Genomic DNA, 14907 nt, shown 5'->3' with positions numbered 1-14907 from the left:
TCTATTTAGGCTCTTTTTTTGTGCCCAAAATTGTGCAGTAATTGTTTTCACACCCCGATGATAGTGTTAATCTGCAAAATAGATTTAGTCATTTTAATGCGCATACAGGAAGGGATTTATGCAAGCCGAACAAGTTGAAATCGCACAATTTTTAGCACAACATCCTCCTTTTGATGACTTACCTCAAAAAGCGCTTAATGAGCTAGCTCAACAAGTAGAAGTGGCTTATTTTAGAGCAAAAACAGATATCTTGAGTTTTGGACAAGACATTTCTGATTTGTATGTAATTAGAAGTGGTTCTGTAGAAATGTATCGCCGAAATGGCGAGCTGTACAATCGTTTGGCTACCGCAGGTATATTTGGTCAAATGGGTTTATTGATGAACCGTAAGGTGCGTTTTCCTGCAACTGCTCTTGAAGATACGTTAGTATATTGCATAAATGTCGAGCTATTTAATCGTTACTGTGATGAGTTTGATGCGTTTGCTGATTACTTCGAAACAGACGGTAACGTGCGTTTGCATCAAGCTATTGTCGAACAAGCCGATGGCAATGACCTGACAACCGCGAAGGTAAAATCATTAATTCACAGAGATGTAGTCACCGTAGATGCAACCTCTACGATACAAGATATCGCTAAATTAATGACCGAAGAGGCGGTATCGTCAGTGTTGGTAACCGATGTAAATAAACCCATAAATGATGACCCAGAAGAAGATGATGGACAAGTAGTTGGTATAATAACCGATAGGGATTTACGCACTAAAGTAGTGGCAAAAGGGCTTGCCTTTAACACGCAAGCAAAAGACATTATGTCCACTAACTTAGTGCTTTTAGATGCTAATGACTATATTTTCGAAGCTGTATTGGCCATGCTTAGAGATAACTTACATCATTTGCCAGTAGTACAAAAAAGACGCCCAATAGGCGTTATCTCCCTCTCTGATATTTTGCGTTATGAATCCCAAAGCAGCTTATTACTTGTACGTGGCATACTGGCTCAACAAACAATAGAGGATTTGGCGCATTATGCACGCCAATTGCCCAATGTGTTTGTTCGTATGGTGAATGAAGATGCAAACTCACACATGGTTGGTACAGCCATGGCTGTTATAGGGCGTACATTTAAACAAAGACTACTTGTATTAGCAGAAGAAAAGTTTGGAGCACCTCCTGTGCCTTACTGTTTTATTGCTCTGGGCTCAATGGCTCGAGACGAGCAACTTATTGTAACCGATCAAGACAACGCGCTTATTTTAGATGACAGTTATGACGACGAAAAACATAACGCGTATTTTCAAAATATTGCCGATTTTGTGTGTGATGGTTTAGCGCAGTGTGGTTACACCTACTGTGATGGAGAAATTATGGCGTCGTTTAAAAAATGGCGTAAAACTCGCTCACAGTGGTTCGATCAATTTGCAGATTGGATCGCGCAGCCAAAACCACAAGCATTGCTTAATAGTTCTATATTTTTTGACTTAGACGGTGTGTGGGGTAAAACCAAGTGGGCCGACGAGCTTAAAATATTTATAGCAAAACAAAGTAAAGTAAATCGCGTATTTTTAGCTAATATGGCAGCAAATGCTAGAAATAGAACACCTCCACTAGGTTTCTTTAAAGGCTTTGTTATGGAGCATAATGGCCAACATAAGCGTTCAATGAACTTAAAGCGAAGAGGGACTGCACCTCTTTCTGATGTTATTCGCGTGCACGCATTGGCTATTGGTTCACGTAAACAAAATTCGTTTGAGCGGCTAGAAGATATTATTGAAGCTAAGCTGTTACCACAGGGTAAAGCGCAAGATTTACGTGATGCACTTGAGTATATTGCCATGATGCGAATTCGCCATCAAGCGTGGCAAATAGAGAAGGGCGAAGAGCCCGATAACGACTTAGATCCACATTTACTTTCTCCGTTCGAGCAACGAAACTTAAAAGAGGCATTCGCCATTTTAGAAAAAGCACAAAGCTATTTAAAATTTAGCTACACAGCAAACTCTGGTGTGAAGTAGCCTATGAATCCGCGTAATCATAAAGCAATTGATTGGCAAGCTAGGTATAACGAGCTTGCCAATAGCACCAAAAATAAACTCTTAAAACACTTTTATGCGGGTGCTTATAACCAAGACAAAGCTGCAATAAAAGACGTACCTTTTGTAGCAATGGATTTTGAAACAACAGGCTTAAATAGCCAAAACGACGATATAGTGAGTGTTGGTTTAGTGCCGTTCAATTTAGAGCGCATTTATTGTAAGCACAGTCGGCATTGGGTTGTGCAGCCTAGGCGCAACCTTCATGAAGAGTCTATTTTGATACATGGAATAACGCACTCTGAGGTGGACGACGCCCCCGACTTTAATCAAATTATAGAGCCTTTACTTGAAGCGCTCAGTGGTAAAGTTGTCGTGGTGCATTATGCCGCAATAGAACGTCACTTTTTAAATAATGCGTTATTGTTAAGGCTTAAAGAAGGTATTGAGTTTGCACTTGTTGATACAATGGAAATAGAAAAAAGAGCACTAAAAGCAAGGCAGGGTTTATTAGGGCGATTGTTTAACACAAAATTAGGTTCTCTTAGGCTAACAGATTGCCGTGCGCGTTATTCCCTACCAGCATATCAAAATCACAATGCGTTAACGGATGCACTTGCTACAGCAGAACTTTTACAAGCGCAACTGAGTTATCATTATCGTGTAGATACTCCAATCTCAGAGCTGTGGTTCTAGCTTTTAATGACCAAACAAAAAAACGCCGCAAAAATTGCGGCGTTTTCGTTACTAATTAAAAGTGTTACTTACTAAAAGTATTATTTAACTGGGCGAGGCTCAGTTCGTAAACCTAAAACTAAACTTAAACACATAAATAATAATACAATAGTAAATGGCAAGCCTGTAGAGACAGCGCCTGCTTGTAGTGCTTCAATTGCTTGTGTGCCACCAATCCAAAGTAAAGCAGCTGCAATTGCGCCCTCAACCGATGCCCAAAATATACGTTGTGGTACCGGTGCATCAATTTTACCGCCAGCTGTAATTGAATCAATTACTAATGAACCAGAGTCAGATGACGTAATGAAAAATACCAACACTAATAAAATTGCAATAAACGATAAAATATTAGATAAAGGTAATTCATCAAGCATTTGGAACATAGCTAAAGGTACATCAGTTAAACCATTAGTGCCTAACGCACCAACACCATTAACTACTTGATCAATCGCAATACCACCGTAAATAGACATCCATAAAACGGTAACTAGAGTAGGAATAAGTAAAACTGCAATTAAGAATTCACGAATTGTACGACCACGTGATACACGCGCGATAAACATACCTACAAACGGCGACCAGGAAATCCACCAAGCCCAGTAAAACACAGTCCAACCATGCATCCATGTTTCGTCTTCACGACCATGAGGATTACTAAGCGGAATTATATTTTCTACATAACCCATAATTGTATTAGGAACATTACCCATAGCAACAGCAAAACCTACTAAGCAAACAAACACTAATAAAGCAAAAGCAATTAGCATATTAATGTTACTTAAAAGTTTTACGCCGCCATCAATTCCGCGCACAACAGAAATTATAGCTAGTAGTGTTACGCCCACTATTACTAATATTTGAGAGCCAACACCACCTTCTGTACCAAATACATGGTTAATCCCTGCAGAAGCTTGCTGCGCACCTAGACCTAAAGATGTTGCAAGGCCAAATAACGTAGCAAGTACAGCTAAGATATCAATGATATGACCAGGCCAACCCCAAGCTCTATCACCTAATATAGGGTAAAAAATAGAACGAATTGAAAGAGGTAAACCTTTGTTATAGGTAAAAAACGCAAGAGATAAACCAACAACAGCGTAAATAGCCCAAGGGTGAAGACCCCAATGAAACATAGTTGCGCCCATTGCTAATTTTGCAGCTTCTGGTGTATTAGCGGCTACATTAAGCGGTGTTTCGTACCAACCAGTAAAGTAAGCAACTGGTTCAGCAACGCCCCAAAACATAAGGCCGATACCCATACCCGCAGCAAATAACATAGCAAGCCATGAAACGCGAGAGTGAGAAGGTTTAGCGTCATCACCACCAAGGCGAATATTACCGTAAGGAGAAACAATAAGTGCTAAACAAAAGAGTACAAAGAAGTTAGCAGCCCACATAAATAGGGCATCAAAATTATTAATAATATCGGTCTTGATACTATCAAGCGCTGTTTTTGCAGTTTGTGGGTCGGTAACAAGTATGGCGATTAAAAAGATGACAATCAGGCCCGCACTAGTTCCAAAAACAGGGTTGTGAATATCAAACCCCCACTTTTGTACGTTGTCCTGACCTACGGTGTAATCCGTGTTGTCAATACTATATTTGTCATGATTTTCCTTCATGCAATACCTCTTTAGTTGTCCTAACAAGCCAAAATAAATTCGGCGTCATATCGAATTACATTAGTCTTTAAATATTAAGTAAAAAGTAATACCGTAATTATTTGAAGACTAACTAATTTGAAGCGTGATCATACAGCTAGTAGTGTATGAGTTAAATATTAAATGTAAATGAATTTGTATTTAAAACGCTGTTTATATGGCCAAATTCATGATTCTTTCATTTAAAAGCCCTAAATTTAAAAATTCAGTGAACGTTAAAATTTAGTTTGCTATTAAAAGTATTAATTTACTTGGTTAAGTAAAAAAAGATCATTTTTAAGTAGCTTAATTAATGCTTAAATATTAGGGCTTGTAAGTCTTTTAGGATTGAAATTTGTTAAGTCTAGTCACGATTTAATCGCTCCTAGATTTATAGCTTAGCGGTTCTGTAACAGCTTATGCGTTATTTTTCATGCTTTCATGCAAATAAAAATAATCAAAAGCCGGCTAGCAAAGAGCGAATTTCTCTTCAAGGCTATTATAAATTTATAAGCCGATAAGCATCTTTAATCAAGTTGTAATATGAATATGATTTAACACAACATTAGGGTATGTTGAATTTTGGCGATTGAATTTGCAGTAGTGTGTTTGGTTTTTAGGCAAGGCAGAGGCTATGTAGTGTGGTCATTCCCCATAAATAGGCGATAACGCAGCATAAATACCAAACATACACTGCTCTTTGGGTTCTTTCTAGGGACGATTAACTCTTTGTTACTCGGTTTTTACTTAGCCCACTAGGTTACAAACCTCGTGCCGCGATTTAATCGCCCCTAGATTGAACAAATTTCAATCCAAAAAGCTCAGCATGCCCTAAGCTATATTTTATAAATAGATAGGCAAAGGATTAATACTATTATGCGAGAAAGCGTTACAAACGATACCAATCAAAACGAACTTGTTAAACGCTTTTGCAGCGTTAGAGACGAAAGCCTAGCTATTATTGAACCACTCACTGTAGAAGATTGCCAATTACAAGCTATGGCTGATGCTAGTCCCACTAAATGGCATTTAGCGCATACCACGTGGTTTTTTGAAACGTTTTTACTTAGTGTTTATTGTAAACAGTACACAGTGTTTAACCCTCACTATAAAATGCTTTTTAATTCTTACTACAATGGGATTGGAGAGCAATTTAAACGGGCAAACAGAGGAAGTTTATCTAGGCCAGGTTTAGACGAAGTGCTAGCTTACAGAGAACACGTAGATAGCCGCGTGATTGAATTACTTAAGACTGACGTTAACCCGCACATTAAAGATATTATTGAACTTGGGTTACACCACGAGCAACAGCATCAAGAACTAATGCTTATGGACATCAAATATAACTTTTCAGTAAATCCATTATTTCCTCAATATAAAACATCGCTTTTAAATAGCCAAAAAAGATCAGCTGATATTAAACCCCTTAATTTTATCAATTTTGAACAAGCCATTATTAATATTGGCACAAATGCCGACGATGAATTTGCATATGATAACGAGTGCCCCAAACACCAAGTACTAATTCATGCATTCAGTTTTGCTAATAGATTGGTCACTAATGGTGAATATTTAAACTTTATAAATGCCGGTGGATATAGCAATCCACAATATTGGTTAAGCGACGGTTGGGCGCATATTCAAAACACTCGTTTAACGCATCCATTATATTGGCATTACATAAATAACGAATGGTTTGAGTTTACACACTATGGATTGCAGCCTTTAAATTTAAGTGCTCCCATCAGCCATGTTAGTTATTTTGAGGCCAGCGCCTACGCTAATTTTGTAAAGGCTCGCTTGCCTACAGAGTTCGAGTGGGAATATGCAGCTAAAAATACACCTTCAACAGACACTAATAATAACTATCTAACACCACAACAAACAAAAGATGATACTGAAATAAACCAGTTAACGGATTCATGTTGGCAATGGACAAACAGTGCATATTTGCCATACCCCGGTTTTAAGCCTATTGAAGGAGTGGCAGGGGAATACAATGGTAAATTTATGAATAACCAAATGGTGTTACGGGGCGGGTGTGTGTTTACCCCTCAAAACCATTTACGACAAACATACCGGAATTTTTATTACCCACATCAAGCGTGGATGTGCAGCGGGATAAGACTAGCTAAGGATATAGTATGAGCCAAGTAACAGCGATTAAACAAAGTAACATAACCGACACTGAATTTTTAAACGAAGTGATAAGCGGATTAACTCAACAACAAAAAACGCTTCCGTGTAAGTATTTTTACGATGATAAAGGTGCTGCATTATTCGAGCAAATAACATCCCTACAAGAGTATTATGTTACACGTACGGAGTTGTCTATTTTAGAGCAATACTCGCAGTCGATTGCTCAAATACTACCTGAAAACCTCTCTATTATTGAGCCTGGGTGTGGTTCGGGTAAAAAGGTCGCGTATTTATTAGCGCATATGGCAAACGTAAAAACCTTCGTACCGTTTGAAATTTCTGAGGAGATGCTCAGTTATTCACTTGCACATTTGTCACCGTTATTCCCAGATTTGGCAATTTCGCCATTACTAGGAGACTTTACACATAGCCAAATGGTTAAACAGCTAACCAAAGACACCGCTTTAGATAGTCAAACCAATTTGGTGTATTTTCCAGGCTCTACTCTTGGTAATTTTGCCCCAGTTAAAGCTATAGAAATTATGAATAATTTCCATCGCTTATGTGGAGTAAACGGTTATGTATTAATTGGGGTTGATTTAGTAAAAGAGCGCCAAGTGCTACTTGATGCATATAACGATAAAGCGGGAATCACCGCTGCATTTAATAAAAATTTACTACAACGTATTAATAACGAGCTAAACGGCACATTTAATTTAGATAACTTTAGCCACGAGTCACGCTTTAATGAGCAACATAGCCGTATTGAAATGCATTTAGTAAGTAACTGTAATCAAAGCGTGGTTATAAATGATCAGCAAATAGACTTTATTGAAGGCGAAAGTATCCATACAGAAAACTCTCATAAGTACACGCTCGAATCGTTTAAGCAGCTTGCAGCGCAAGCTAATTTAAAGTTAGAGCAAACATGGCAAGACGATAGTAACTATTTTGCATTGTGCTTATTAAGACCGCTATAAACGTTTAATTAATATGTTTAGTAAATGACAACTTTAGCATTGTTAAATTCATAGTTTAGCAATGCGCCATTATTTGATTGCTGTATAAGTTTAGCTTTATTTAAACCATGCAGTCTAAATTGAAGGGGGGCAATAATAGACACCGCAGAGCCCGTTGCACTGTCCTCATTTACTCCAAACTGGGGTGCAAAGTATCTAAAATGCGCTATAGCATTTTTTTTGTCTATATTTTTTATACTAAGCGCTATAACAGCATTTTTATGGAGTTTATTTAACGCTTTAAAATCAACGTGTAAGCTTTTTAAATCGTCTTTTTCAACGTCTTTTTCAACGTCTTTACTAAACTCTTTATTAAATTCTTCATTAAATAACACAACCGTATAACCGTTATTTTCGCCGGCACTGTAGGCTGCTTTTATTTCTAATGAAAACACTCTTTTTAACTCACCTTTAGCTAATTCGCTTTTTTTAGACTCTATACTTTTTAGTAACAACTGTGCGCGTTGTTTTTTTACTCTTATAGTAAAGCGCTCATTACTCATTGATGTAAATACTTCAGGGCAATAACCAAAATACTTTATTAAAAAATTAGCGGCCGCTAAAGTACCATGACCACAGCGTTTAATTTCACTTGTTTGGTTAAACCAACGAATATTACAATGGCGTTTAGTTATCTCATTTTGATTTAAAAATACGGTAGCAGGGTGGTTTGATTGTGATGCAATATATTGCATTGTTTTTGATGTTAACCCAATTTTATAAATAACAATTAAAGCACTTGAGCCTTTTAAGTTATTTGCAGGGCTATAAAAAACAGATTCGGTGGAAGTGAGTTTTATAAAGCGAAGCGTAAGCCATTTGGGCTTACGCTTCGTTAAACAAAGAGTATTAACCTTTGCTTGCATATGCGTCGTTATGAACGCCAGCAGCACGACCTGATGGATCTGCATTGTTTTGGAACGATGCGTCCCATGCAAGTGCTTCAGGAGTCGAACACGCTACCGATTTACCATGTGGTACACATTTAGCTGATGCATCACCAGGAAAGTGCGATTCAAAAATAGTACGGTAGTAGTAAGCTTCTTTTGAATCTGGCGTATTAATAGGGTATTTAAATTTAGCATTTGCAAGCTCTTGATCGCTTACTTGCTCGTTTACAAACTCTTTTAAGGTATCAATCCAGCTGTAACCAACACCGTCTGAAAATTGCTCTTTTTGGCGCCATAAAACTTCATCAGGCAAGTAGCCATCAAAGCCTTCACGTAAAATGTGTTTTTCAATTTTGCCATCTTTACACATTTTAGCTTCAGGGTTGATACGCATAGCAACATCAACAAATTCTTTATCAAGGAACGGTACACGTGCTTCTACGCCCCATGCTGCCATTGATTTATTAGCACGTAAACAGTCAAACATATGCAGTTTTGATACTTTACGGTTTAGCTCTTCATGAAACTCTTGTGCGTTAGGGGCTTTATGGAAGTATAAGTAACCACCAAATAGCTCATCAGCACCTTCGCCAGATAACACCATTTTAATGCCCATCGCTTTAATTTGGCGAGCCATTAAGTACATAGGTGTAGAGGCACGAATTGTTGTTACGTCGTAGGTTTCTATGTGGTAAATCACTTCACGTAATGCATCAATACCTTCTTGAATGGTAAAAATGATAGGGTGGTGAATGGTACCAATCATGTCAGCTACTTTTTGGGCCGCGGCTAAATCAGGTGAACCCTCAAGGCCTACTGAAAAAGAATGCAACTTAGGCCACCATGCATCGCTTTCATCGTTATCTTCAATACGCTTTGCAGCAAAACGCTGAGTAATAGCAGAAATAACTGATGAGTCTAAACCACCAGAAAGTAATACACCGTAAGGCACGTCACACATTAGCTGGCGTTTAACGGCCGCTTCTAATGCATCTTTAACGTCTTGGGCTTGTGCGCTGTTATCTTTAACTGCATCAAATGTTTCCCAATCACGCTTGTAATAAGGCGTCATTTTGCCATCTTTGCTGTACAGGTAATGCCCTGGTGGAAATTCTTCAATATGCTTACAAATTGGAGAAAGTGCTTTTAGCTCAGAAGCAACGTAAAAGTTACCGTGCTCGTCGTGACCCGTGTAAAGCGGGATAATACCAATATGGTCACGGCCAATTAAGTAGGCGTCATTTTCTTCGTCGTATAAACAAAATGCAAAAATGCCATTTAGATCATCTAAAAAGTCAGGCCCTTTTTGTTTATAAAGCGCTAAAATAACTTCACAGTCTGATTGAGTTTGAAAAGTAAAATCAACATCTAGCTCTGCTGCAAGTTCTTTATGATTATAAATCTCGCCGTTAACCGCTAAAATATTTGTTTTTTCAGGATTGTATAAAGGCTGTGCACCGCTTGATACACCAACAATAGCTAAACGCTCATGTACTAAAATAGCTTTTTCAGATGCATATACACCAGACCAATCTGGACCACGGTGTCTAAGCAGCTTTGACATTTCAATTGCTTGGGTACGCAATTGAGCGGGATCAGATTTAATATCTAACACCCCAAAAATTGAACACATAGTAACTCCTCATTCCTATTATGTGTGCAGCAGAGCCAATTTGCTGTGCTGCGAAACCTTGTTTTATCAGAAAAAATTACTCAAGTCACATAGCTTTTACAATTAATTAAGAATAATTTATGCACCAAGTTATATATAACTGCACCAAAGCGGGCAATGCATGATGCCTGTTGCTATTTTTACGTCGCTATTATTGTTCAAAGCTTGTGCAATCATCACTTTTAGCGCGTTAACAGCAGTTTATTGACACATACTTAGTGCGCCATTATGGTGCACAGCTTGGCTTGTTAAATCAGGAATATGCACAAACCACCTTTCATTCCTGCGCAATAGTTTTCCTATTTATTTTAGAATATTTTTATAGGTTATTTTTTAGTGCAAGGCTCAATTGATGTAGGTGTCCGTCAAGTTTCTGCTTCGCCTTTGCTGCTTCTTCAAACGTTACATATTTAAACTCAACAGTATCTAAAGGTCTAAATTGTGCAAATTGATGTAAGTCGGCTTCAATAACAGTGCCTAAAAGTGGATAGCCCCCAGTGGTTTGGCCATCATTTAGTAACACAATTGGCTCTCCACTTGGTGGAAGTTGAATACTCCCAGGACTCACCCCTAGTGATGGCAAAGAGTGCGAATGCCCCAAATCATTTTTATGCTCAAGCCTTACGCCCATTCGGTTACTATTATTGCTGACTTTAAAAGCGGTAGACACAAAGTTGCTAAGTAAAGGCTCGCCTAATAAGTCGGCATGTGGACTTGGATGCAGGCGTATAAGTTTGCGCTGGGCGGGAGCAATTGCGCCTACCTTTATAAACTCTCCATAATAAGGAGTAATAGGTATTTCATCACCAGTGGTGAGAGATCTACCTTCAAAACCACCAAAACATGCGTTTAAATCTGTAGATTTAGAACCCATAATCTCAGCATTTTGTATACCGCCTTTCACTGCTAAATAAGCTCTTAAGCCTGCTCTACCAGTAGCAAAACTTAGGACGTGTTTGTTTTTTACTGCGTATGTCCAACCAGGATAAATTGCATGTCCATCAAGGGTTGCTTGCAAATCTGCACCATGAAGCGCAATTACTGTGTCGCAGGTAAATTCCAGGTCGCACAAACCTACAGTTATTTCTAAAACGGCATCATTGTCGTTATTGTTAAGTAATCTATTAGCAATGATTTGTGCAATAGGGTCTAGGCTGCCCGCTTTGCTTACACCTAAATGGCGGTAGCCTTCACGGCCAAAATCTTGAATTGTAAGTAATACACCACTTTTAAGTACTTTAATCATGATTTACTCCTTTATTAACGAGCGGAACAAATTCAAGCGTATCGCCTGGTTGAATTAAACAAGGTTGCTCAGAGGTCGAATCAAACAAAGCAGTATTTGTATGACCTATTATATGCCAACCACCTGGGGTATCTGCGGGATAAATGCCGGTTTGTGCAGCACCTATCGCAACAGAGCCTTTAGGAACCCTAGTACGTGGCTCATCACGTCTTGGTGTATGTAATTGCTCATTTAAGCCATGTAAGTAAGCAAAACCGGGCTGAAAGCCTAAAAATAAAACGTGGTACTTGGTTTTACTATGAATATTAATAACTTCATCGGCACTTAAATTATGATAGCGAGCCACGTAATTAATGTCCTCACCCTTGTATGAGGTTTTGATTAAGTGATGCTGCCCCTTAAAAGTACTCGTTTTAATCTCATTCCACAGCGAAGGTAGCACTTGTAACCACTTATTTAAGTGTTTATCTGATTTTAAATAGAGAGTGAGCGAGTTCATGGCCGGCACCAAGTCGCTAAATTCATCAGTGCTTTTACAGTGGCTAGCTAAAGCCCAAATTTTTTTTTGAATAGAGAGTATATCTGTAGCGTCTAAATGCGATGCATCAAACAGTAAACTACTGTTTGTTAATGCATAAATATGAGGAGCTGGCTTCATTAAATAAACCTATTTGTACAACATAATTTAAACGTAACACAGTTTTATTAATTTATTTACACCATTGCGACTAAGTGGTTATGTTTATTGCCCAACTTACTTTAAGAGTAGTTTTATATTCAATTAATCGTATTTAACTTATTGAGGACCAAAACTTAATACGCTTCGTACTAAATAAGTAATTAGGTTGAAATGAAAATTAGGATAAGGAGGTCTTAGTTAGCACGCACTTGTTTAAGAGGTACTTTATGAAACACCAGCATTTATTATATTTATCAGGCGCTGCTATTATATTTAGCGCAGGCAGCTTTGCTTTATCTATGGAAAAGGTTGAGCACAGTAATGTAGAAGCCACCATGCATGTAGAAACCATTGTACTTGGATCGGGTTGTTTTTGGGGAGCCGAAAAACGCTACGAAGCGCTTAATGGCGTTATTGATGCTGAATCGGGGTACGCTGACGGCAATGGCTTTAAAGCTACCTACAGAAATATTACTGATCAGTCTCGTCGTTTTGACGAGAACAATTATGCTGAAGTTGTACAAGTTATGTATAACAGCAATATAATTTCAGCAGAAGATCTCTTAAAAAACTATTTTGAAAGTCACGACCCTACACAAAAAAATCGCCAAGGTAACGACATTGGTACGCAATATCGCTCAATTGTATTAACGACCACTGATGCGCAAGCTAAAGTAGCTGAGCAAGTTAAATCGCAATATCAGCAGCTTTTAACTGATGCGAGCTATGGCAAAATTGAAACAGTTATTAAACCGCTTCAAGGTTTTGTATCGGCAGAAGAGTATCATCAAAATTATTTAGAAAAGAACCCTAATGGCTATTGCCCAGATCATTCTACCGGTGTTGTTTTTAATAAAACACCTGTAGAAAAAGTAGATAACACTGCTTTACTAGCAGGAAAGCAAATAGTGGTACTTGATTCACGTGAATACTGCCCATATTGTGAAAAGTTTAAAAAAGCAGTCGCAAATGATTACAAAGGAACAATACCAATGTCGTTTCGCCATGCTGACCAACTTGATGATTTAACTATTAAGTCAGCCACGTGGGCAACACCAACCATTTTGTTTTTAGAAAATGGCGTTGAGGTATATGGTCGTCAAGGTTACGCAACGCCTGAAGAGTTTTATAAAGCATTAGGCGCTTTTAAATTAGGTAACAGTGATGCTTATAAAGTTGCATTTGATGCACGAACAGATAGACCTTACTGTAAAGAGTACAAAGAGTTTAAAAACACACCTGACGGTACTTTTGTTGATAAATTAAGTGGCGAGCCACTATTTGATACAAGCGATAGGTTTAACTCAGGTACTGGTTGGTTGTCCTTTACTCATCCTGTAAAAAACAACGTAACACAGCACGACGATAGCAGCTGGGGGATGACACGCATTGAGCTTCGCTCTAAAAGTACAGGCATACACTTAGGACATCTATTTCCAGGTGAAGGTCCAAGAGGTCGCGATCGTTACTGTATTAATGCAACAGTTCTTGATTTTGTACCGAGAGATAAAAGCTAAACCATTTCTTTGCGAAGCCTGATTTTAATCAGGCTTTTTTTTGCATAAAACAAAATAGGCTTATCATAATCTTTGCAAATTTGTTAAAATTTAAGCGTGCAGCTAATCGTCAATAATATTACTTAGGTTATTAATGAATCAATTAAAAAAAATAGCAACGCAGTTAATATATTTGCCATTCGCTTTACTGTTTTTAATAAACAACGCTAAATCAGCGACTCATTACGTAGTAGGCGTAGAGAATATAGAATACCTTCCATACTACGATGGTAGTGGGGCTGATAACCGCGACTATTATGGTTTCAGTCAAAAGTTACTTACCTTGTTTGCCCAGCAGCATGACTTTAAGTTTGAGTTTTACACACTACCTATTAATCGACTTTACAAAGAATTTGTGGAACATCGCCATGTCGACTTTAAGTATCCAGATAACCCTAGCTGGAAACCAAGCTACAAAGCTTCATTTATTGATGTAAATAAAATTATTTATTCGCAGCCAACCGTTGTGACTAAAACGGGCATTGCGAGTTTAAGTAAAAATATCACTATTGATGAATGCATTAGTTTTGCAACGGTAAGAGGGTTTACGCCTCAAAGCTTTAAACCGTTAATGAATAATGAAAACGTTGAGTTAATAGAAACAGCTAACGTAATTGAATTAATAGAGTTGCTTTTAAAAGAGCGGGTGGAGTGTATTTACATTTCTAACGATGTATTAAATTATAACCTCCTAAAATACTTTAAATTAACCCGACCTGTTTATTTTCAAAACGAATTGCCGACAGATTTACAAGCCTTTTTATTATCGTCGATTGACTACCCTGACATAATCAAGAAATTTAATACCTTCTTGATTTCACATAAAGTGCAAATAAGTAAATTAAAAAAAGAATATCAAATTAAAAATTAACTAAAAAAGCCCCGTAAGTTATAACTTACGGGGCTTTTAAAAGTATTAAACTTATATTGCATATCATGTGGTTTGCGCCAAAAATAAAAACAGTTCAAGCCAAGTCACCACCTAACTTGAACCGCTTTTTCACACTGACAACATCTTCACACACAATATAAAGATTCTGTTTACTATACGTTGGTAGCTTTGTATTGCATACCATGTGGTTTGCGCCAAAAATAAAAACAGTTCAAGCCAAGTCACCACCTAACTTGAACCGCTTTTTCACACTGACAACATCTTAACACCCCATATAAAGATTCTTTTTACTACACGGTGTTAGCTTTGTACTACATTCCATGTGGTGTGAGACGAAAATAAAAACAGTACAAGTCAAGACACGACCGAAATTTAACAACATTTTCATACTGAAAACATGTTAAACC

At 37.8% G+C, this 14907-nt stretch carries 11 protein-coding genes; 6 read left to right on the top strand and 5 right to left on the bottom strand.

Annotated elements, in window-relative coordinates; all coding sequences use genetic code 11:
* Window positions 1-118: 118 nt before the first annotated feature.
* A complete protein-coding gene (locus tag H5115_RS16415; protein ID WP_182756351.1) occupies window positions 119-2014 on the top strand; it encodes a DUF294 nucleotidyltransferase-like domain-containing protein in 1896 nt (631 codons plus the stop codon).
* 3 nt (window positions 2015-2017) lie between these two features.
* Window positions 2018-2728: a 3'-5' exonuclease gene (locus H5115_RS16410; RefSeq protein ID WP_033039579.1), complete on the top strand. Its 711-nt coding sequence runs from the start codon at window positions 2018-2020 to the stop codon at window positions 2726-2728.
* 80 nt (window positions 2729-2808) lie between these two features.
* Here H5115_RS16410 and H5115_RS16405 read toward each other — a convergent pair whose 3' ends face one another.
* On the bottom strand, window positions 2809-4389 hold the full coding sequence (locus H5115_RS16405; protein ID WP_182756349.1) for a BCCT family transporter: 1581 nt from the start codon (window positions 4387-4389) through the stop codon (window positions 2809-2811).
* 894 nt (window positions 4390-5283) lie between these two features.
* On the opposite strand from H5115_RS16405, the gene egtB reads away from it, so the two are divergent.
* Both egtB and egtD read left to right on the top strand, forming a co-directional pair.
* Window positions 5284-6555 (top strand): ergothioneine biosynthesis protein EgtB, encoded by a 1272-nt coding sequence (egtB, locus tag H5115_RS16400; protein ID WP_182756347.1) that lies wholly within the window; start codon window positions 5284-5286, stop codon window positions 6553-6555.
* Window positions 6552-7526 carry an L-histidine N(alpha)-methyltransferase gene (gene egtD / locus H5115_RS16395; protein ID WP_182756345.1) on the top strand — a complete coding sequence of 325 codons (975 nt, stop codon included), beginning with the start codon at window positions 6552-6554 and terminating at the stop codon, window positions 7524-7526. Before egtB ends, egtD begins: the two co-directional genes overlap by 4 nt.
* 17 nt (window positions 7527-7543) lie before the next feature.
* On the opposite strand, the gene H5115_RS16390 is transcribed toward egtD, so the two are convergent.
* The 4 genes from H5115_RS16390 to pxpB all read right to left on the bottom strand — a co-directional run bounded on the left by H5115_RS16390 (window position 7544) and on the right by pxpB (window position 12031).
* The gene (locus H5115_RS16390; RefSeq protein WP_182756343.1) at window positions 7544-8431 is read right to left on the bottom strand and encodes a PhzF family phenazine biosynthesis protein; all 888 of its coding nucleotides are present in this window, start codon (window positions 8429-8431) and stop codon (window positions 7544-7546) included.
* Window positions 8415-10088 carry an asparagine synthase B gene (asnB, locus tag H5115_RS16385; RefSeq protein ID WP_138489011.1) on the bottom strand — a complete coding sequence of 558 codons (1674 nt, stop codon included), beginning with the start codon at window positions 10086-10088 and terminating at the stop codon, window positions 8415-8417. The genes H5115_RS16390 and asnB overlap by 17 nt, the downstream gene beginning before the upstream one ends.
* 358 nt (window positions 10089-10446) lie before the next feature.
* Window positions 10447-11373 (bottom strand): biotin-dependent carboxyltransferase family protein, encoded by a 927-nt coding sequence (locus H5115_RS16380; RefSeq protein ID WP_182756341.1) that lies wholly within the window; start codon window positions 11371-11373, stop codon window positions 10447-10449.
* A complete protein-coding gene (pxpB, locus tag H5115_RS16375; RefSeq protein ID WP_182756339.1) occupies window positions 11366-12031 on the bottom strand; it encodes a 5-oxoprolinase subunit PxpB in 666 nt (221 codons plus the stop codon). Before pxpB ends, H5115_RS16380 begins: the two co-directional genes overlap by 8 nt.
* 248 nt (window positions 12032-12279) lie before the next feature.
* Here pxpB and msrA point away from each other — a divergent pair, with 248 nt between their 5' ends.
* Window positions 12280-13569 carry a peptide-methionine (S)-S-oxide reductase MsrA gene (msrA, locus tag H5115_RS16370; RefSeq protein ID WP_182756337.1) on the top strand — a complete coding sequence of 430 codons (1290 nt, stop codon included), beginning with the start codon at window positions 12280-12282 and terminating at the stop codon, window positions 13567-13569.
* 133 nt (window positions 13570-13702) lie between these two features.
* Window positions 13703-14479 carry an amino acid ABC transporter substrate-binding protein gene (locus H5115_RS16365; protein ID WP_182756335.1) on the top strand — a complete coding sequence of 259 codons (777 nt, stop codon included), beginning with the start codon at window positions 13703-13705 and terminating at the stop codon, window positions 14477-14479.
* Window positions 14480-14907 lie beyond the last annotated feature (428 nt).

Origin of the sequence: Pseudoalteromonas sp. SR44-2 (genome assembly GCF_014163745.1) — a bacterium.
Lineage (GTDB): Bacteria > Pseudomonadota > Gammaproteobacteria > Enterobacterales > Alteromonadaceae > Pseudoalteromonas > Pseudoalteromonas distincta.
The sequence above is the reverse complement of the archived record's forward strand: the minus strand, read 5'-3'. Positions and strand labels throughout refer to the sequence as shown.